The sequence below is a fragment of the Pseudomonas fluorescens genome (assembly GCF_902498195.1).
GTDB classification, from domain to species: domain Bacteria; phylum Pseudomonadota; class Gammaproteobacteria; order Pseudomonadales; family Pseudomonadaceae; genus Aquipseudomonas; species Aquipseudomonas fluorescens_BU.
In genome coordinates this window covers 1,133,275-1,153,094 of sequence record NZ_CABVIY010000001.1, presented here as the reverse complement: position 1 = coordinate 1,153,094, position 19,820 = coordinate 1,133,275, and the positions used below count along the sequence as shown (strand labels likewise).

At 62.2% G+C, this 19,820-nt stretch carries 15 protein-coding genes; 8 read left to right on the top strand and 7 right to left on the bottom strand.

Annotated features, from left to right (window positions below; all coding sequences use genetic code 11):
- Window positions 1-8: 8 nt before the first annotated feature.
- From F8N66_RS05245 to F8N66_RS05235, 3 genes are all read right to left on the bottom strand, one after another.
- A complete protein-coding gene (locus tag F8N66_RS05245) occupies window positions 9-1,061 on the bottom strand; it encodes a 3-keto-5-aminohexanoate cleavage protein (RefSeq protein ID WP_150769162.1) in 1,053 nt (350 codons plus the stop codon).
- 87 nt (window positions 1,062-1,148) lie between these two features.
- Window positions 1,149-1,997, bottom strand: a complete 849-nt coding sequence (locus tag F8N66_RS05240) for a TauD/TfdA dioxygenase family protein (protein WP_150769161.1) — start codon at window positions 1,995-1,997, stop codon at window positions 1,149-1,151.
- Window positions 1,998-2,011: 14 nt separating this feature from the next.
- Window positions 2,012-2,992 carry a quinone oxidoreductase family protein gene (locus F8N66_RS05235; protein WP_150769160.1) on the bottom strand — a complete coding sequence of 327 codons (981 nt, stop codon included), beginning with the start codon at window positions 2,990-2,992 and terminating at the stop codon, window positions 2,012-2,014.
- 446 nt (window positions 2,993-3,438) lie between these two features.
- Between F8N66_RS05235 and F8N66_RS05230 the strand changes: the two genes are divergently transcribed.
- From F8N66_RS05230 to F8N66_RS05220, 3 genes are read left to right on the top strand one after another with little or no spacing between them, the layout of a single operon-like run.
- Complete coding sequence (locus F8N66_RS05230; RefSeq protein WP_150769228.1) at window positions 3,439-4,518, top strand: efflux RND transporter periplasmic adaptor subunit; 1,080 nt, start codon at window positions 3,439-3,441, stop codon at window positions 4,516-4,518.
- Window positions 4,515-7,724: an efflux RND transporter permease subunit gene (locus F8N66_RS05225; protein WP_150769159.1), complete on the top strand. Its 3,210-nt coding sequence runs from the start codon at window positions 4,515-4,517 to the stop codon at window positions 7,722-7,724. Before F8N66_RS05230 ends, F8N66_RS05225 begins: the two co-directional genes overlap by 4 nt.
- A gap of 1 nt (window position 7,725) precedes the next feature.
- Window positions 7,726-9,156: an efflux transporter outer membrane subunit gene (locus F8N66_RS05220; protein WP_150769158.1), complete on the top strand. Its 1,431-nt coding sequence runs from the start codon at window positions 7,726-7,728 to the stop codon at window positions 9,154-9,156.
- A 20-nt stretch (window positions 9,157-9,176) separates the two neighbouring features.
- On the opposite strand, the gene F8N66_RS05215 is transcribed toward F8N66_RS05220, so the two are convergent.
- The 4 genes from F8N66_RS05215 to arcD (F8N66_RS05200) form a co-directional block, all read right to left on the bottom strand.
- Window positions 9,177-10,964 carry a SulP family inorganic anion transporter gene (locus tag F8N66_RS05215; protein WP_150769157.1) on the bottom strand — a complete coding sequence of 596 codons (1,788 nt, stop codon included), beginning with the start codon at window positions 10,962-10,964 and terminating at the stop codon, window positions 9,177-9,179.
- Window positions 10,965-10,996: 32 nt separating this feature from the next.
- On the bottom strand, window positions 10,997-11,821 hold the full coding sequence (ppk2, locus tag F8N66_RS05210; RefSeq protein WP_150769156.1) for a polyphosphate kinase 2: 825 nt from the start codon (window positions 11,819-11,821) through the stop codon (window positions 10,997-10,999).
- Window positions 11,822-11,863: 42 nt separating this feature from the next.
- Window positions 11,864-12,526, bottom strand: a complete 663-nt coding sequence (locus F8N66_RS05205; protein ID WP_150769155.1) for a hypothetical protein — start codon at window positions 12,524-12,526, stop codon at window positions 11,864-11,866.
- Between the two features lie 126 nt (window positions 12,527-12,652).
- Window positions 12,653-14,080 (bottom strand): arginine-ornithine antiporter, encoded by a 1,428-nt coding sequence (gene arcD, locus F8N66_RS05200; protein WP_150769154.1) that lies wholly within the window; start codon window positions 14,078-14,080, stop codon window positions 12,653-12,655.
- 421 nt (window positions 14,081-14,501) lie between these two features.
- Between arcD (F8N66_RS05200) and arcD (F8N66_RS05195) the strand changes: the two genes are divergently transcribed.
- The 5 genes from arcD (F8N66_RS05195) (at window position 14,502) to F8N66_RS05175 (ending at window position 19,789) form a co-directional block, all read left to right on the top strand.
- On the top strand, window positions 14,502-15,929 hold the full coding sequence (gene arcD, locus F8N66_RS05195) for an arginine-ornithine antiporter (RefSeq protein WP_150769153.1): 1,428 nt from the start codon (window positions 14,502-14,504) through the stop codon (window positions 15,927-15,929).
- Between the two features lie 31 nt (window positions 15,930-15,960).
- Window positions 15,961-17,217: an arginine deiminase gene (arcA, locus tag F8N66_RS05190; RefSeq protein WP_150769152.1), complete on the top strand. Its 1,257-nt coding sequence runs from the start codon at window positions 15,961-15,963 to the stop codon at window positions 17,215-17,217.
- Between the two features lie 56 nt (window positions 17,218-17,273).
- Window positions 17,274-18,284, top strand: coding sequence for an ornithine carbamoyltransferase (locus tag F8N66_RS05185; RefSeq protein ID WP_150769151.1), 1,011 nt, complete (start codon window positions 17,274-17,276; stop codon window positions 18,282-18,284).
- A gap of 148 nt (window positions 18,285-18,432) precedes the next feature.
- Complete coding sequence (gene arcC, locus F8N66_RS05180; RefSeq protein ID WP_150769150.1) at window positions 18,433-19,362, top strand: carbamate kinase; 930 nt, start codon at window positions 18,433-18,435, stop codon at window positions 19,360-19,362.
- A gap of 64 nt (window positions 19,363-19,426) precedes the next feature.
- Window positions 19,427-19,789, top strand: coding sequence for a DUF5064 family protein (locus tag F8N66_RS05175; protein ID WP_150769149.1), 363 nt, complete (start codon window positions 19,427-19,429; stop codon window positions 19,787-19,789).
- Window positions 19,790-19,820: the final 31 nt, after the last annotated feature.

The following is a 19,820-nucleotide window of genomic DNA, read 5'->3' as shown; positions in this document are numbered from 1 at the left end:
AGCCGCGATCAGCCGCGCTGCGGCACACCCTTGTGCCCGGCCTTGCGGTTGGGGGCCATGCCGTTGGCCAACAGGGTCTCTTCGATGCTGTTGTACTTCACACCGATGCGATAGATCTCACGGGCTTCCTTGCCGGTGGCGATGTCGCGACCCAGTTCGTGGGCGATGCGCACGGTTTGCCTGATCTGATCGACCGAGCCGAAACGATCGCCCTTGTGATCAATAATAGTGTCTTCGTTGCCCACGCGCGGGTGCAGCCCCATGGCCATCGACATGGTGTTGAACGGCATGACGTTCTTGAGCAGCGACTCGGAGGTCAGGGTGCAGCCGTCCGGCGCGCGGTGGATGAAGTTGAAGAAGTTGAACGGGTTCGGGCCGTCGAAACCGCCACCGATGCCGATCCAGGTCAGGTTCAGCGGGCCCTGGTAGACGCCACGGCGCACCAGGCGTTCGAGGGTTTCCAGGGCGTGCATGCCGGTCAGCTGGAAGTGCGGCTGGATGTTGTTGTCCATCAGGCGTTTGAGGTGCTCGGCCACCCAGGCCGGGCCCGCCGGCACGGTCATTTCGCTGTAGGCGGCATGGACCAGCGGGTTATCCAGGGAAGTGCCCTTGAGGTACTCCGGATACAACAGCTCCATGATGTTCATCTGGGTGGTATTGATCGCCACCGTGACCTGATCCGGTTTCGGCGTCAGCTCGGCGAGCATGTGCCGGGTATCGTCCGAGAGCCATTTGGCCGCTTCACCCTCGCCTTCAGGGGCAAAGGAAATCGAACCGCCGACCTGGATGATCATGTCCGGCACGGCTTCGCGCACGCCGGCGATCAGTTCGTTGAACTTGGACAGGCGCTTGGAGCCCTTGCCGTCCAGCTCACGCACATGCAGGTGCAGGACAGTGGCGCCCGCTTCGTAGCAATCGACCGCCTTCTGCACCTGTTCGTCCATGGTCAGCGGGATGTCTTCGGGAAAATCTTCCGGCATCCACTCCGGGCCGTACGGGGCCACGGTGATGACCACCTTTTCCATGTTTTCCGGGTGCAGGGAATCGTCGAAGAATTGCATGGGTTACTCCTGTTTTTATGGTTTTTGCAGCCAGCCGGGAGCCTGCCCGGCGGGCGCTTTTACGAGTTCGAATGCAGAGGGGGTCGATCAGTACGTCTTGTCACCGATGATCCCGGCACGTTCCATCTTGCGATGGCACGGCGGGTAATCCATGACGGCATAGTGCTGGGTACTGCGGTTGTCCCAGATGGCCACGCTGTTGGGCTTCCAGCGCCAGCGCACTTGATACTCCGGGATATAGGCCTGGCTGATCAGGTAGCGCAGCAATTCACTGGCACCCGGATTGGCGTCCTGGCCGAAGCGCACCCGGTCGGGGGTGTGGTAGTTGCTGAAATGGGTGGTGAAGGCGTTGACGAACAGCACCTTCTCGCCGGTTTCCGGGTGGGTGCGCACCACCGGGTGCTCGGCATCCGGGTACATCGCCTTGAGTGCCAGGCGTTTTTCCATCGGCATGGCGGCGCCGAAACTGGCTTCGATGCTGTGGCGCGCGCGCAGGTCGGCAATCTTCAGCTTGATGTCTTCGGGCAGGCGCGCGTACGCCTCGACCATGTTGGCCCACATGGTGTCGCCGCCCACGGGCGGGCACTCCACGCAGCGCAGCACACAGCCCATCGGCGGCGCCTCGCGCCAGGTGGCATCGGTGTGCCAGGCGTTCTCATAGCGGTCCATCGGCTGGTCCGGGTTCTTGTAGATACGCACCAGGCCTGGGTGGTCCGGATCGCTGCCGGCCACCGGATGATCCTCCAGTTCGCCAAAGCGCCGGGCGAAGGCCACGTGCTCGGCGCGAGTGAGGTCCTGGTCGCGCAGGAACACCACCCGATGCCGGAGCAACTGGGCACGAATCTCGGCGAAAAGACCGTCATCGTGGATCGCATCGGCAAGCTTCACGCCGATCAGTTGCGCGCCGATGCTGCAGGTCAATTGTTCGACTTTCATGGCAGACGACTCCCTTAAATGACGAAAATCGACGAGCCCGTGGTCTTGCGTGACTCCAGGTCGCGATGGGCCTGCACGGCATCCTGCAAGGCATAATGCTGGTTGATCTCGATCTTGATCCGGCCACTGCCGACGTGGTCGAACAGCTCGCCGGCCAGGGCGGACTTTTCCGCCGGGTCGGCGATGTAGTCGGCCAGCGCCGGACGGGTCAGGAACAGCGAGCCCTTCATCGCCAGCATCACCGGATCGAAGGCCGGGATCGGCCCGGATGCCGTCCCCACGCAGACCATCAGGCCGCGTCGCTTGAGCGAGTCCAGCGAGCCCATGAAGGTGTTCTTGCCGACACTGTCGAACACCACGTTGACCCCCACGCCATCCGTCAACTCGCGTACGCGCCCGGCGACGTCTTCGTGGCTGTAGTTGATGACATGGTCGCAGCCGTGGGCCCTGGCAATCTCACCCTTGACCTCGGTGGACACCGTGCCGATGACGGTCAGGCCGAGCAATTTGGCCCATTGCGAAACGATCAGCCCCACTCCGCCGGCGGCGGCATGCAACAGGATGCTGTCGCCCGCCTTGAAGTCGTAAATGCGGCGCATCAGGTACGAGGACGTCAGGCCGCGCATGGTCATGGCGGCGGCCGTCTCGAAGCTGATGGTTTCCGGCAGCTTGATCAACGGCGCGGCCGCGATCAGGCGCTCGGTGCTGTAGGCGCCCAGGGTATTGAGGAAACCGGTGTAGGTGACGCGATCCCCCACTTGCACGTTGCTCACGCCCTCGCCGATGGCCTGGACCACGCCGGACGCTTCGACACCCATGCCGTTGGGCATCGGGATCGGATAGGTGCCGTTGCGAAAGTAGGTGTCGGCATAGTTCAGGCCAACGGCCACGTGCCGCAGCCGGACCTGGCCCGGACCGGGTTCACCGACTTCGACCTCTTCATAGCGAAGGACCTCGGGACCACCGGTTTCGTAAAAGCGTACGGCGTTGGCCATTATTTTGTTCCCCAGTCAGCATTATTATTGGGTGCGTCGAATTGCGCTGATTGGACTGTAGGACGCCACCTGGCCCGCCGCTTCTCATCAGACGACAACGGCTTTTCATTTCATGACAGTGGACGCTGGCACCCCCGCTCCTGTAGGAGCTGACGAGTGCAACGAGGCTGCGATCGTTTGACTTCAGAAAGCAAGATCAAAAGATCGCAGCCTTCGGCAGCTCCTACAGGGGAATGCGGCTTCGTTCGCGGTTCGCGCTGCATAAGGTTTGTGACTACGCTTCTGATCGGAGACCGTCAGGAAGCGTGGGCATGGGCGTGAAAACATTCGTTGTCAGGCAGCGTGTGGGCGTACCGATGGCGGTCCTGATCGGGCTGTCGGGCTTGTTGGCCGGCTGTGGAAAGGAGCCCGTCGCCCCGGCTCGCCAGGCACCCGATGTGACCGTCATGACGGTTACCGCGCGCGATACCCCGGTCACTTTCGAGTTCGTCGCCCAGACCCAGAGTTCCCGGGAAGTGGAGATCCGGGCACGGGTCGCCGGGTTCCTGGACAAGCGGCTGTACACCGAAGGCGACCTGGTGAAGACCGGGCAAGTCCTGTTCCAGATGGACCGTAAACCCTTCGAGGCCGCGCTGGCATCGGCCCAGGGGCAAATGGCCCAGCAACAGGCGCGCTGGGAAGTGGCCAAGGCCACCCTCGCCCGCGTCCGCCCGCTGGCGGCGCAGAACGCCGTGAGCAAGATGGACCTGGACAACGCCGTCGGCGCGGAACGCGAGACCAAGGCCGCCGTCCTGGCCGCCGAAGGCGCGGTACGCACCGCACAACTGAACCTGAGCTACACCACCATCAACTCGCCGCTCAACGGCCTGTCCAGCGATGCGAAAAAACAGGAAGGCAGTTACGTCACGCCCGGTGAATCGGGGCTGCTGACGTCCGTGTCGCAAATGGACCCGATGTACGTCAACTTCAGCCTCTCGGAAAACGAAAACCTGAAATACCGCGACGAAATCGCCGCCGGACGCCTCAAGTTTCCGCCACGCAGCGACTTTGTCGTGGAAGTGGTCCTGGCGGACGGCACGCTGGTGCCCGAGCGCGGCAAGGTGAATTTCCTGGCGCCGTCCTACAGCCAGGACACCGGCACCTTCCTGGTCCGCGCCGTGCTCGCCAACCCCGATGGCCTGCTGCGTCCCGGCCAGTTCGTGCGCGCCCTGGCCAAGGGCGCCACGCGGCCGAACGCGATCCTGGTGCCGCAGAAGGCCGTGCTCGAAGGCGCCAAAAGCCACTTCGTCTGGGTCATCAACGCCGAAGGCAAGCCCGAGCAACGGGTGGTGGAAGTGGGCGAGTGGCAAGGCGATGACTGGTTTATCAGCAAGGGCCTGCGCACCGGCGAGCGCATCGTGGTCGATGGTGCACTGCGCGTAACACCGGGCGGGCCGCTGAACATTGTCGAGGCGCCTGGCGCCGCCCCCGCCGCGCCACCGGCCAAAACCGTTCCGTCGGGTGCAACGGGCGGAAAAAATCCATGAGCATTTCCCACTATTGCATCGACCGGCCGATCTTCGCGTCGGTGATCTCGATCATCATCACCCTGGCCGGCGCGGTGGCCATGCTCCAGCTCCCCGTGGCCCAGTACCCGGATATCACGCCGCCGCAGATCACGGTGGCGGCGACCTACCCCGGTGCCGATGCCCAGGTCGTGGCCAATAACGTCGCCGCGCCCATCGAGCAGCAGGTCAACGGCGCGGACAACATGATCTACATGAACTCGTCCAGTTCGGCGACGGGCAACATGACCCTCAACGTGTTCTTCGAGATCGGCACCGACCCCTCCCTGGCCCAGGTCGACGTGCAGAACCGGGTCAACCTGGCGTTGCCGCAACTGCCCTCGGCGGTGCAGAGCCAGGGCATCCAGGTGCAGAAGAAATCCTCGGCGTTCATGATGGTGCTGGCCGTGTACTCCGCCGGCGACCGCTACGACAGCACCTACGTCGCCAACTACGCCAACCTGTATATCCTGGACGCGATCAAGCGGATCCCGGGCGCCAACCAGGCCAGCATCTTCGGCACGCCGGACTACGCCATGCGCATCTGGCTCAAGCCCGACCGCATGGCGCAACTGGGCATCACCAGCGCCGATGTGCAGAGGGCCGTGGCCAACCAGAACCAGCAATTCGCCGTGGGCCGCGTCGGCCAGTCGCCCACCGGGGCGCCCGTGGAGCAGTCGTTCGCGGTGACCACCAAGGGTCGCCTGACCGAGCCCGCGGAATTCGAGAACATCATCCTGCGCGCCAGCAACGAAGGCGCGGCCATCGTGCGACTCAAGGACGTCGGCCGCGCCGAACTCGGGCAGAAAGACTACTCGCTGCGCAGCACCTACCAGGGCAAGCCGGCGACGCTGATTGCGGTGTATCAACAGCCCGGCGCCAATGCCCTTGATGTCTCGGCGGCGGTCACCCAGACCCTGGCAGACATGAAGACCACCTTTCCCGAGGGCATGGAATACAAGATCGTGATGGACACCACCGCCTTCACCCGGACATCGATCAACGAGGTGATCCACACCTTCTTCGAAGCCCTGGTGCTGGTGGTCGTGGTGGTCTACATCTTCCTGCAGAGCCTGCGGGCCACCTTGATTCCGGTGCTGGCGGTGCCGGTGTCCATCGTCGGCACCTTTATCGGCATGTCGGCCCTGGGATTTTCCGTGAACATGCTGACGCTGTTCGGCATGGTGCTGGCCATCGGGATTGTGGTGGACGACGCGATCGTGGTGATCGAGAACGTCGAGCGCAACATGCACGTGCACAAGATGAACCCCAAGGACGCCGCCAAACGGGCGATGGACGAAGTGGCCGGCCCGGTGGTGGCCATCGTCCTGGTGCTGTGCGCGGTGTTCATCCCGGTGGCGTTCATGGGCGGTATCACCGGCCAGCTGTATAAGCAGTTCGCGATCACCATTGCCATTTCCGTGGTGATTTCCGGCCTGGTCGCCCTGACCCTGTCACCGGCGCTTGCGGCGCTGCTGCTCAAGCCGCAGCACGGCGATAAAAACGCCTTCTTCCGCTGGTTCGAACGCAGCTTCGAGCGCATGACCGAGGGTTATTCGCGCTCGGTGGCGTTCATGATCAAGCGCTTCGTGCTGGCGCTCTTGCTGTTTGCCGGCATGATCGTGCTGATCCTGTTGATGGCCCAGCGCATACCCAGCGCCTTCCTGCCCCCGGAAGACCAGGGCTACCTGCTCGGCGCGGTGATCATGCCCGACGCCGCCAGCCTGGACCGCACCGGTGCGGTCGGCAAGGTGGCCAGTGATTTCTTCATGAACGACGAGGCCGTCGAAGGCGTGGCCATCGTCAACGGCTACAGCCTGCTGGACGGTCAGAACAAGAACAACGCCGCGACGCTCTTCGTCGGCTTCAAGGATTTCGAGGAGCGCTACAAGGACTCGGACACCATCAAGCAACAAAGCGCCCCGGCGGTGATCCAGAAGGCGGCGCACGCCTTTTCCACCGTGCAGGAAGGCATCATTCTGCCGGTCAACCCGCCGTCCATTCCAGGCCTCGGCACCACCGGCGGCATGGAAGTGTGGGTGCAGAGCAAGGGCGAGGCCAACGTCGACCAATTGGCCGAGCTGGTCGGCACCCTGCTGGCCAAGGCCAAACAACGCCCGGAACTGGGCGCAATCACTTCGACGTTCAACGTGTTTTCCCGACAATTGATGGTCGATGTCGACCGGGAAAAAGCCGAGAGCCTCGGTGTACCGGTCGAGGATGTCTACAGCACCATGCAGACCATGTTCGGCTCGCTGTACGTCTCGCAATTCAACAAGTTCAGCCGGCTTTGGCAGGTGATCCTGCAGGCCGAGCCGTCCTATCGCCTCAAGGCCGAAGACCTGCAACAGATCTATGTGCGCAGCAAAAACCTCGGGATGGTCCCGCTCAAGGCCCTGCTGACCACCCGCTACGTCACCGGCCCCGACCTGCTGACCCGCTTCAATAACTTCCCGGCGGTCAAACTCACGGCCAACCCGGCCCCCGGCTACAGCTCCGGCCAGGCGCTGGCGGCGCTGGAAGAGATCAGCGCCGAGATCATGACCAACGACTACGCCTTGGCCTTGAGTGGCGAGGCGTTCGAGGAGAAAAAGAGCGGCGGCGCCTCGTCCCGGGTGTTTATCTTTGGCCTGGTGATGGTGTTCCTGATTTTGGCGGCGCAGTACGAAAAATGGTCGTTGCCCGTCGGTGTGCTGCTGGCCGTGCCGTTTGCCTTGTTCGGCGCCCTGCTCGCCGTGCTGATCCGCGGCCTGAGCAATGACGTGTACTTCCAGATCGGCTTGACCATGCTGGTGGCGTTGGCGGCCAAGAACGCCATCCTGATTTTCGAGTTTGCCGTGCTCAACCGGGAAAACGGCATGTCGGCCTACGACGCCGCCATGACCGCCGCCAAGGAGCGCCTGCGCCCGATTGTGATGACCTCGCTGGCGTTCATCCTGGGTTGTGTGCCGCTGGCGATTGCCGTCGGCGCCTCTGAAAACAGTCGTCATTCCATCGGCACGGGGGTGATCGGCGGGATGCTGGCCGCGACCGTCATCGCGATTTTCTTCATTCCGCTGTTCTACTACCTGGTGGAGCGCCTGTTCGGGGACAAGGACCCCGCCCCAAAAGCGGTGCAGCCGGGACCGGCGACACCTGCCGCGCAGATCCCCGACGGCGCGGCGCAACACCGGCATGAGGGCGATTGAGATGCGCGACCCCTCACTTGCGCTGATGCTGTGCCTGGGCCTGACCGGCTGCATGGTCGGCCCGGATTACCAGCCGCCGCCGATCGATACCCCGGCGGCCTACCGCTACGCGGACAAGGAAGCAAAAAATTTATCCAACACGCTGTGGTGGGAGCAGTTCCAGGACCCGGTGCTCAACGCGCTGATCCGCAGCGCGTTGCTGGAAAACAAGGACATCAAGATTGCGGCCGCGCGCGTGGAGCAATTCCAGGGGCGCTACGGTGAAACCCGCTCCCTGTACTTTCCCCAGGTCGGGCTGGGCGCGCAGGGTCAGCGCACCCGCTCGCCACGGGACAACGGGCCGGTGCCCCTGGATTCGTCGGTCGATCCGGTGTTCAACAACTACCAGGCCGTCCTCAATGTGAACTGGGAGCTGGACGTCTGGGGTCGCCTGCGGCGCCTCAACGAATCGGCGCGCGCCGACCTGCTGGCCTCCGAGGAAGGACGCCGCAGTGTCATCCTCAGCCTGGTGTCGTCGGTGGCGACCAGCTACGTGACCCTGCGTGACCTCGACCGGGAGCTGGAGATTGCCCGCACCACCGCCAAGGTCCGGGGCGACTCCTACGGGATTTTCAAGCAGCGTTTTGATGCCGGGGTCATCTCGGAAATGGAACTGGCGCAGAACCTGTCCGAATACCAGCGGACCCTGGCGTCGGTCGCCCAGTTCGAGCCCCTGGTCGCGCAACAGGAAAACGCGCTGGCGGTGCTGCTGGGGCGCAACCCGGGGCCGATCCTGCGCGGCCGTGAACTGGCGCAACTGGCGCTGCCGTCGGTGCCCGCCGGTTTGCCATCGGACTTGCTGGAACGCCGCCCCGACCTGCGCCAGGCCGAGCTGAACCTGATCTCGGCGAATGCGCAGATCGGCGCGGCCAAGGCCCAGTATTTCCCGACCATTTCCCTGACCGGGCTGCTGGGCTCGGTCAGCAACCAGCTGTCGAACCTGTTCACCGGGCCGGCCGCGACCTGGTCCTATGGCGTGGCGTCGAGCATGCCGATCTTTACCGGTGGCGCCATCGCCGGGCAGGTCCAACAGGCCGAAGCCTTCCAGCAACAAGCCCTGCTGTCCTATCAAAAAGCCATTCAATCGGCCTTCGGCGATGTGGAGAACGCCCTGGTCGCGTCCAGCAAATCCCGCGAACAGATGACGTTCCAGGCCGGCCAGGTCGAGGCGCTAAGGACCTACGCACACTTTGCGCGGCTGCGCTACGACAACGGCTACACCAGCTACATCGAGGTGCTGGACGCCGAACGCAGCCTGTTTGACGCCGAGTTGAACTACACCCGCACCCGGGGCGCGGTGTTCACCACCATGATCGATCTGTACAAGGCCACCGGCGGCGGCTGGGTAACCGAGGCCGACACGCTGACGACCACGGCAGTACCGGGGCGCTAAATCGACACCTGCCCGCTTGCTCACTCGCGACCCTGATCCTGCCCGTCCCTGGACACCGTTGGATGGGCCTGGAGATAACTGCTGACCGCGACGCCCAGGGTCGGAAAAAACACCCCTTCACCAAACCGTGCGAACAGTCCGAAGCGCTTCATCTTGTCTTTGACCGGGTCCTTCATCTCCGCCATGCACAACTCGATGCCGGCCGCGTGCAAGGTTTCGTCCAGTTCGGCCAGCATGTCGGCGGAGGTCACGTCCACGCTGGTGACCGGTTCGGCGGCCACGACCAGCCAGCGTACAGGGGTGGGCGATGCCGCCACGGCGTCCAGTACTCGGTCATGGAACAGTTCCGCGTTGGCAAAAAACAGCGGTGCATCCCAGCGAAACAGCACCAGGCCGGGAATCAGCCGTGCATCCGGATAACGCTTGATGTCGTGATAGCCCTGGATGCCTTCTACGCGGCCGAGCACCGTCGAATACGGGCGCCAGCCATCCCACAGGAACTCGATCACCGCGATGACAATGGCCAGGCCAATGCCCTCGATGGCGCCGAACACCGCCACACCGGCGGTACAGGCGATGGATAACCAGAACTCCCAGCGCTGCATGCGATAAATCCGCAGCAGGTCGGTGACTTCAATCAGGCCGATGGCCGAGGCGATGACCACCGCCGCCAGTGCGCTGGTCGGCAGGTTTTTCAGCAAATCCGGGGCGAACAGCAGTAACAGGGCCACCGCCAGCGCACCGACCACGCCGGCCAGCTGGGTGCGGGCACCCGCCGCCTCGGCCACGGGCGTGCGTGATGAACTGCTGCTGATCGGGAACCCCTGGAACAGGCCGCCGGCCAGGTTGGCCACGCCCAGGCCCACCATCTCCTGGTTCGGATCGACGTAGGTCTGGGTCCGCGCCGCATAGACACGCGAGAGCACGCTGGTGTCGGCGAACGAAACAAGGGCCACGGCACAACCGCCGATCAGCACCGGAACAATGTCGGCACGGCTGATCCACGGGATGGCAAACGCCGGCAAGCCCTGCGGCAGCGAACCGAGCACCGCCACGCCCTGGGTGGCGAGGTCCAGCACGCCCACGGCGACGGTGGCGCCTGCCACGGCGATCAGGATCCCCGGGACGCGCTTGTGGTTCTTGAGCAACAGGATCACCGCCAGGGTGGCCGCGCCGATCATGAACGTGGTCCAGTTGGTTTTTCCCTCCAGCACCGACGAGCCAATGGCCCACAGGTTGCGCAACGGCCCGTCGGCTTCGATCGAAAAGCCGAAGAACTTGGGGAGCTGGCTGATCAACACCGTCAGGGCGATGCCGTTCATGTAGCCATAGCGGATCGGCTTGGACAGCAGCTCGGTGATGAAACCCAGGCGCGCGACCCCCGCCAGGATGCACACCGCCCCCGAGACGATCGCCATCATGCCGGCCAGGGCAATCGCACGTTGCGGATCGCCACCGGACAACGGCAGGACGACCGCGAGAATCACCGCGGCCAGGGAAGAGTCCGGCCCCAGTACCAGGATTCGGCTGGGGCCGAACAGCGCGTAGGTGAGCAACGGCACAATGGTGGCGTACAGGCCATAAATGCCGGGCACCCCGGACGCCACCGCGTAGGCGATGCCGACGGGCACCAGCATGGTGGTGAGCACCAGCCCGGCCACCAGATCGTGCTGCAACCAGGCCAGCCTGTAATTGCGCAACGTGCGCAACCCCGGCAGCCAGCGACCCCAGCCGGCCTGGTCGGCGGTATCGCTGCGCCTGATCCGGCCCGGTTCGGGTACGGGAGGCGAAACATCCGGTTCGCTCATGGGACTTGGGTCCTCGGGGGGCACAGGCACCGTCAGAATTTTTCAGGTATGTGCCTGAACGGATAGTCCGGCTCGCGATAACCCCCGGGTTTCTGCCGTTTGGGCAGGGTCACTTTGGCACGCGCCACGGCCTTGTAAGGGATGCGGCTGAGCAGGTCGCTGATGATATTGAGGCGGGTGCGCCGCTTGTCGTTGGAATTGGCCACGAGCCACGGCCCGTACTCGGTATCGGTCGCCTTGAACATCGCGTCACGCGCCCGCGAATAGTCGTACCAGCGGCCGTAAGACTTGAGATCCATGGGGGACAGCTTCCAGATTTTACGGCCGTCCTCGATTCGCGCTTCCAGTCGCCGGGTCTGCTCCTGCTGGCTGACGTCGAGCCAGTACTTGAGCAGGATCACCCCCGAATCGACGATGGCCCGTTCCACCAGGGGCACCGATTTGAGGAACTTGTCCGCCTGCTGTTCGGTGCAAAAGCCCATGACCCGCTCGACCCCGGCGCGGTTGTACCAACTGCGATCGAAGATCACCACTTCGCCAGCGGCCGGCAGGTGGGGCAGATAGCGCTGCAAGTACATCTGGGTCTTTTCGCGCTCGGTTGGCGCAGGCAGGGCCACCACGCGAAACACCCGGGGGCTGACCCGCTCGGTCAGCGCCTTGATCGTCCCGCCCTTGCCCGCCCCGTCGCGGCCCTCGAAGATGACGCAGACCTTGATGCCTTCCTGCTTCACCCATTCCTGCAACTTGACCAGCTCGACATGCAGGTCGCGCAGTTTGGACAGATAGTCTTTGTTCTTCAGTTTCGCACGTTCGGCGGGCTGCTTGGCGAGGGAGCCCTTGCTCTTGCCTTTGGCCATGACACACCTCCTGGATTCAAGTGGCTGACGATCGGTGACGGTTTATCCGCCGAGGGCGATGATCGCCAGGATCAGCAACGCGCCGGTGACTGCCAGCGCAACGGCGCCCTGCCAGGGTTTCGCCCCGGCGTACCGCGCCAGCATCCAGCCGGCCACGAACAGCACCACCAGGCCGATGAGGTTGGACAGGCGTACGGCAAGCTGCGTCTGGTCCAGCAGCAGGAACGGCACCACCAGCGGAAAGGTCGCGGCCACGACCAGCAGGAACACCCCGAGCGCGCCTTTGCAATCATCCAGGTCCAGCAACGACCGGGGCGGCAGCGCCGGCGAGGCGATCAGGCGCAGGCGCAGGGCTTCCAGGCCCTCGGGACCGGCGGCCGCGGCGATTCGCGGCCCCAGCGCATCGGCCACCAGCGCCTGCCCGGTGGCCGCATCGGCGCCGCTGCACAGGCCGGCAAACAAAGTGCGGTTACGCGTGCGTTCGATCAACGCTCGCAGCAGGTACATCACCGCATCGGCAAGGCCCCAGGCCAGGTTACAACCGAGCGCGGCAATCATCATGGTGCGCTCGGCCTCCTGGTCGGCGGTGGCCACGCTGATGGTGCCGGTAAAGGTCATGGCCATGAGCAGGCCGAAAATCACTTCGGTGATGCGATCGACCGGATCGAGCACCCGCGCCGACGGTTCTCCAGGATTGTTCTGCATGCGGCCAACCTTTTGCAGATTCGACCTGGCGGGTCTTTGCCAGGCCCAGTTGAGTGTAGATTCAAACAATCGCGCCGCCACAATCGTTGGTGGCGTGGTGGCCGGCAGAAGCCGGCGCCGACTCGCTTACAACGACAGCAAGCCGCTGTACAAGCCGTAAGCCGCCAGCCCGGCACCGGCGACCACACAGGCAAAAATCCCCTTCTCGACAGTCGTGAACAACGGCAAGCCCTGCTCATGTTTGGCCTTGGCGAACAGAATCACTCCGGGCGCATACAACAGTGCGGATAACAGCAGGTACTTCACCCCGCCGGCATACAACAACCAGGTCGCATAACCCAGCGCGACACCACCGATCAACAGGTCCTTGGTCCGTTCCGCCGGGGCCGACTCGTAGCTTTCGCCGCGTCCGCTCAGCAGCACCGCATAGGCCGCCGACCACAGGTAAGGCACCAGAATCATCGAGGACGCAAGGTAGATCAGGCTGGTGTAAGTGCTGGCGGAAAACAGCGTGATCAACAGGAAGAGTTGAATCATGGTGTTGGTCAGCCATAACGCATTGACCGGCACATGATTGGCGTTTTCCCGCGTCAGGAAGGCCGGCATGGTCTTGTCCCTGGCCGTGGCGAAGAGGATTTCGGCACACAGCAGCGCCCAGGACAGCAGTGCGCCCAACAACGAGATCGCCAGGCCGACGCTGATCAGCCACGCCCCCCACGGGCCGACGATGTGCTCCAGCACGGCCGCCAGCGACGGGTTCTGCAGGTTAGCCAGTTCCGGCTGGCTCATGATCCCGAGCGACAACACGTTGACCATCACCAGCAGTGCCAATACCCCAAGAAACCCAATGACCGTGGCCCGGCCGACATCCGAACGCTTCTCGGCCCTGGCTGAATAGACGCTCGCGCCTTCGATACCGATAAAGACGAAAACGGTGACCAGCATCATGTTGCGCACCTGATCCATGACACTGCCGAAGTTCGGGTTACTGCGACCCCACAGATCGCGGGTAAATATGTCGGCCTTGAAAGCCACGGCAGCGATGACGACAAACATGAGCAACGGCACGATCTTGGCCACGGTCGTCAGTTGATTGATGAACGCGGCTTCCTTGATGCCGCGCATCACCAGAAAGTGCACGGACCACAGCAGCACCGAGGCGCAGCCAATGGCAACCGGGGTATTGCCCTGGCCAAAGACCGGAAAGAAATAGCCCAGGGTGCTGAACAACAACACGAAATAACCGACATTGCCCAGCCAGGCGCTGATCCAGTAGCCCCAGGCCGAAGAAAAACCCATGTAGTCGCCAAATCCGGCCTTGGCATAGGCATAGACGCCGGAGTTGAGTTCCGGCTTGCGGTTGGCCAGGGTCTGGAACACGAACGCCAGGGTCAGCATGCCCACGGCCGTGATCCCCCAGCCGATCAGCACGGCACCGGCATCGGCCCGCTCTGCCATGTTCTGTGGCAAGGAAAAGATCCCGCCGCCAATCATCGATCCCACCACCAGGGCAATCAGCGCGCTCAAGCGGAGCTTTTGCGTCGGTTGCGACATTGCACCCTCTCCGTCTTGTCATGAGAAACATGTATAGGCCGACCCAACTGAACTAATGAAGCGTAATTACGTTTATTAACCAACGCCACTGTGCATCATTGTTTATATCCAAACAGTCTATCAATGGGGACTGGAAATTGCGGATCAGTCTGTAATTGTACAAGTACCTTTAGAAGCCAAAATACAGTTCTTTACCCACCACAAAATGAACTAGCGCCTAAAATTAAATGGACTAACATTATCCTCTCCCTGCTCTACAAGCGTTCTTTAAAAAGGCTTCACGACTATAAATGTATTGGTCTGACTATTATCAGGCCACTCATTAGTCATCAGATGCTACCCGCCGTTGATCCAAGTCAGTTGATTGAATAGCAACCCAAATCCACCTGCTTTCACTCTTCTCCCACTCTGGAGTCATGCCATGTCTGAATCCCCTGGAAAGTTGCGACTGGGTGCACTTGTCGCCTTGGTCGTCGGCTCAATGATCGGTGGCGGGATTTTCTCTTTGCCGCAGAACATGGCCGCCAGCGCCGATGTCGGCGCCGTGTTGATCGGCTGGGCGATTACCGCGGTCGGCATGTTGACCCTGGCCTTCGTGTTCCAGACCCTGGCGAACCGAAAGCCTGACCTGGACGGCGGTGTCTACGCCTACGCCAAGGCCGGTTTCGGCGACTACATGGGCTTCTCGTCCGCCTGGGGTTACTGGATCAGCGCCTGGCTGGGCAACGTGGGGTATTTCGTCCTGTTGTTCAGCACTTTGGGCTACTTCTTCCCGGTGTTTGGTGAGGGCAATACCGTGGCGGCGGTGGTCGGGGCCTCAGTACTGCTGTGGGCCGTGCATTTGCTTGTATTGCGGGGAATCAAGGAAGCCGCGTTCATCAACCTGGTGACCACGGTCGCCAAAATCGTACCGCTGCTGCTGTTTGTACTGATTGCGATTTTTGCCTTCAAACTGGAGATCTTCACGGCAGACATCTGGGGCCTGAAAAACCCCGACCTGGGCAGCGTGATGAACCAGGTGCGCAACATGATGCTGGTCACCGTGTGGGTGTTCATCGGTATCGAAGGCGCGAGCATTTTCTCGGCACGCGCGGAAAAACGCAGCGATGTCGGTAAAGCCACGGTGATCGGTTTCATCACCGTGTTGCTGATACTGGTGCTGGTGAACGTGCTGTCGCTGGGCATCATGACCCAACCGGAGCTGGCGAAACTGCAGAACCCGTCGATGGCCGCCGTGCTCAAGCATGTGGTGGGTGAATGGGGGGCGGTGTTGATCAGCGTCGGCCTGATCATCTCGCTGCTGGGCGCCTTGCTGTCGTGGGTGCTGTTGTGTGCGGAAATCATGTTCGCCGCCGCCCGCGACCACACCATGCCGGCGTTCCTGCGCAAGGAAAACGCCAACCATGTGCCGGTCAACGCCCTGTGGCTGACCAATGCCATGGTGCAGCTGTTCCTGATCATCACGCTGTTTTCGGCCAGTACCTACCTGTCGCTGATCTACCTCGCCACCTCGATGATTCTGGTGCCGTACCTGTGGTCGGCGGCCTACGCGTTCCTGCTGGCGGTGCGTGGCGACAGTTATGAAAACGCCGCGGCCGAACGCCAGAAGGACCTGTTCATCGGTGCGATCGCCCTGCTGTACGCGATCTGGCTGATCTATGCCGGCGGCGTCAAGTACCTGCTGCTGTCCGCCCTGCTCTACGCCCCCGGCGCAATCCTGTTCGCCAAAGCCAAGCTTGAAGCCAACAAACCGGTGTTCACCCACATCGAGAAACTGATTTTCGCTGCCGTCGTCGTGGGCGCCCTGGTGGCGGCCTATGGTCTTTATGACGGCTTCCTGACCCTGTAACGACCGCTTTTTCGTTTGGAGGATTACTGTAATGACCACGGAAAAAGTTAAGTACGGCGTCCACTCCGAGGCCGGCAAACTGCGCAAAGTCATGGTGTGTTCCCCCGGCCTTGCCCACCAGCGGCTGACCCCGAACAACTGCGACGAGTTGCTGTTCGATGACGTGCTGTGGGTGGCCCAGGCCAAGCGCGACCATTTCGATTTCGTCACCAAAATGCGCGAACGCAACATCGATGTGCTGGAAATGCACAACCTGCTGACCGATATCGTAGCCATCCCCGAGGCCCTGGACTGGATTCTGCAACGCAAGATCACGGCCAACTCGGTCGGCCTGGGCCTGATCAACGAAACGGGCTCCTGGCTGCGCAGCCTCGAACCCCGCCAGATCGCCGAGTTCCTGATTGGCGGCGTGTCCGCCGATGACCTGCCGGACAGCTTCGGTGGCAAGACCATCCAGATGTTCCGCGACTTCCTGGGCAACTCCAGCTTCATCCTGCCGCCACTGCCCAACACCCAGTTCACCCGCGACACCACATGCTGGATCTACGGCGGCGTGACGCTCAACCCGATGTACTGGCCGGCGCGCCGCCAGGAAACCCTGCTGGCCACGGCCATCTACAAGTTTCATCCGCAGTTCACCAACGCCGACTTCCAGATCTGGTACGGCGACCCGGACAAGGATCACGGCAACTCCACCCTCGAGGGCGGCGACGTGATGCCGATCGGTAATGGCGTGGTGCTGATCGGCATGGGCGAACGCTCATCCCGCCAGGCCATCGGCCAACTGGCGGTGAACCTGTTCCAACACAAGGCCGTGGAAAAAGTCATCGTCGCCGGCCTGCCCAAATCCCGCGCGGCGATGCACCTGGACACCGTCTTCAGCTTCTGCGACCGCGATGTCGTGACCATCTTCCCGGAAGTGGTGAACCAGATCGTCGCCTTCACCCTGCGCCCGGACGAGAGCAAGCAAGGGGGCATCGACATCCGTCGCGAAGACACCAACTTCCTCGACACCGTGGCCCAGGCCCTCAACCTCAAGGCCCTGCGCGTCGTCGAAACCGGCGGCAACAGCTTCGCCGCCGAACGTGAACAGTGGGACGACGGCAACAACGTGGTGGCGGTGGAGCCCGGCGTGGTCATCGGCTACGACCGCAACACCTACACCAACACCCTGATGCGCAAGGCCGGGGTCGAGGTCATCACCATCAGCGCCGGCGAACTCGGCCGTGGGCGCGGCGGCGGCCATTGCATGACCTGCCCGATCATCCGTGACCCGATTGACTACTAACCTGTAAACCCTGGTTCGCGTGGCCAGGGGTTAACCAAAACCTTAGGAGATCCAAAATGGCGTTCAACATCCATAACCGCAATCTGCTGAGCCTGGAACACCACACTGCCCGCGAATTGCGCTATTTGCTCGACCTGTCCCGCGACCTCAAGCGCGCCAAGTACACCGGCACGGAGCAGCAGCACCTCAAGGGCAACAACATCGCCTTGATCTTTGAAAAGACCTCGACCCGCACCCGCTGCGCCTTCGAAGTCGCGGCCTATGACCAGGGCGCCAACGTCACCTATATCGACCCGAACTCCTCGCAGATCGGCCACAAGGAAAGCATGAAAGACACCGCCCGCGTGCTGGGGCGCATGTACGACGCCATCGAATACCGGGGCTTCAAACAGGAAATCGTCGAGGAACTGGCCAAGTTTGCCGGCGTGCCGGTGTTCAACGGGCTGACCGATGAGTATCACCCCACGCAAATGATTGCCGATGTGCTGACCATGCGCGAACACGCCGACAAACCGATCCACGAAATCAGCTACGCGTACCTCGGTGATGCGCGCAACAACATGGGCAACTCGCTGCTGCTGATCGGCGCCAAACTCGGCATGGACGTGCGCATCTGTGCCCCTAAAGCCCTGTGGCCGGCCGATGACCTGGTGGCGCGCTGCAAACAATACGGCGCGGAAAGCGGTGCCCGCATCACCCTGACCGATGACCCGAAAGCGGCGGTCAAGGGCGTGGACTTCATCCACACCGACGTTTGGGTGTCGATGGGCGAGCCCGTCGAAGCCTGGGCCGAGCGCATCCAGCAACTGCTGCCCTACCAGGTCAACGCCGAACTGATGAAGGCCTCCGGCAACCCGCGCACCAAGTTCATGCACTGCCTGCCGGCGTTCCACAACAGCGACACCAAGGTCGGCAAACAGATTGCCGAACAGTACCCGCACCTCAAGAACGGCATCGAGGTCACGGATGACGTGTTCGAATCGCCGGCCTGCATCGCCTTCGAGCAAGCGGAAAACCGCATGCACACCATCAAGGCGATTCTGGTGTCGACATTGGCTGATCTGTAAAGAGCGATCATGACTCTATGATCAATCACTGACCTGTAGGAGCTGCCGAAGGCTGCGATCTTTTGACTGTGTTTTTTGAATATCAAAATCAAAAGATCGCAGCCTTCGGCAGCTCCTACAGGATCACCGAACTCAGAAGGACTGCATCATGCGTATCGTCGTTGCACTGGGCGGTAACGCCCTTCTCCGCCGGGGTGAACCCATGACCGCGGACAACCAGCGCGCCAATATCCGGCTCGCCACCGAACAGATCGCCAGGATCCATCCCGGCAACCAGTTGGTGATTGCCCATGGCAATGGCCCGCAAGTCGGCCTGTTGTCACTGCAAGCGGCGGCCTACACCTCGGTTTCACCTTACCCGCTGGACGTGCTCGGTGCCGAAACCGAAGGCATGATCGGCTATATCATTGAACAGGAACTGGGCAACCTGTTGGCCTTCGAGGTGCCGTTCGCCACCTTGCTGACCCAGGTTGAAGTCGACGCCAACGACCCCGCGTTCCAGAACCCCACCAAACCCATCGGCCCGGTCTACACCAAGGCCGAGGCGGAAAAACTGGCCGCCGAAAAAGGCTGGGCGATTGCCCCGGATGGCGACAAGTACCGCCGTGTAGTCGCCAGCCCCAAACCGAAACGCATCTTTGAAATCCGTCCGATCAAATGGCTGCTGGACAAGGGCAGCATTGTGATCTGCGCGGGCGGTGGCGGCATTCCGACCCTGTACGATGAAAACCGCAAGCTCCAGGGGGTGGAAGCGGTGATCGACAAAGACTTGTGTTCGGCGCTGCTGGCCGAACAGCTTGAGGCCGATTTGCTGGTGATCGCCACCGACGTCAACGCGGCCTTCATCGACTTCGGCAAGCCGACGCAGAAAGCCATTGCCCAGGCCCACCCGGATGAAATTGAACAACTGGGCTTCGCCGCCGGCTCCATGGGTCCCAAGGTCCAGGCAGCCTGCGAGTTTGCCCGCCATACTGGAAAGGTTGCGGTGATCGGCTCGCTCGCGGACATCGAAGCCATCGTCCAGGGCAAGGCCGGCACCCGTATCAGTACGGCGAAACCCGGCATCAGTTACGTATAAAAAAGAAACTACGGGGGCAGATCCAGGGTCTGCCCTTCTCCAAGCCTTCGAAGGAGAAACGACAATGGCCACGTTCGAGCCCGGTCACCTGCACATCGAGCGCCATGCGCTGAACAAGGATGATGTCAGCTACAACCTGTGTATCGACTATGAAGTCACCCAGGACCCCAAGGAAGGCAAGGGCATGCTGTTCACCATGCACGGCAGCATCCAGGGCAAGGAGCTCAAGGAGACCTTTTACCTGCCCAAGGACCAGGCGTACAACTTCGCCAGCAACGTGACGAAGATCGCCGAGAAATACGGCATTCCCAAGGCGCAGAGCAGCATTGGCTCGATACACAGCCACTACGACGCCATGTTCGAAGACGTGCGGGTCCAGCTGAATATGAAATCGGGGGACCCGGTGAAACCCGAGCACCTGGTGTGATCACTCGCCGGCCAGGCCCTCAGGTTTCAGG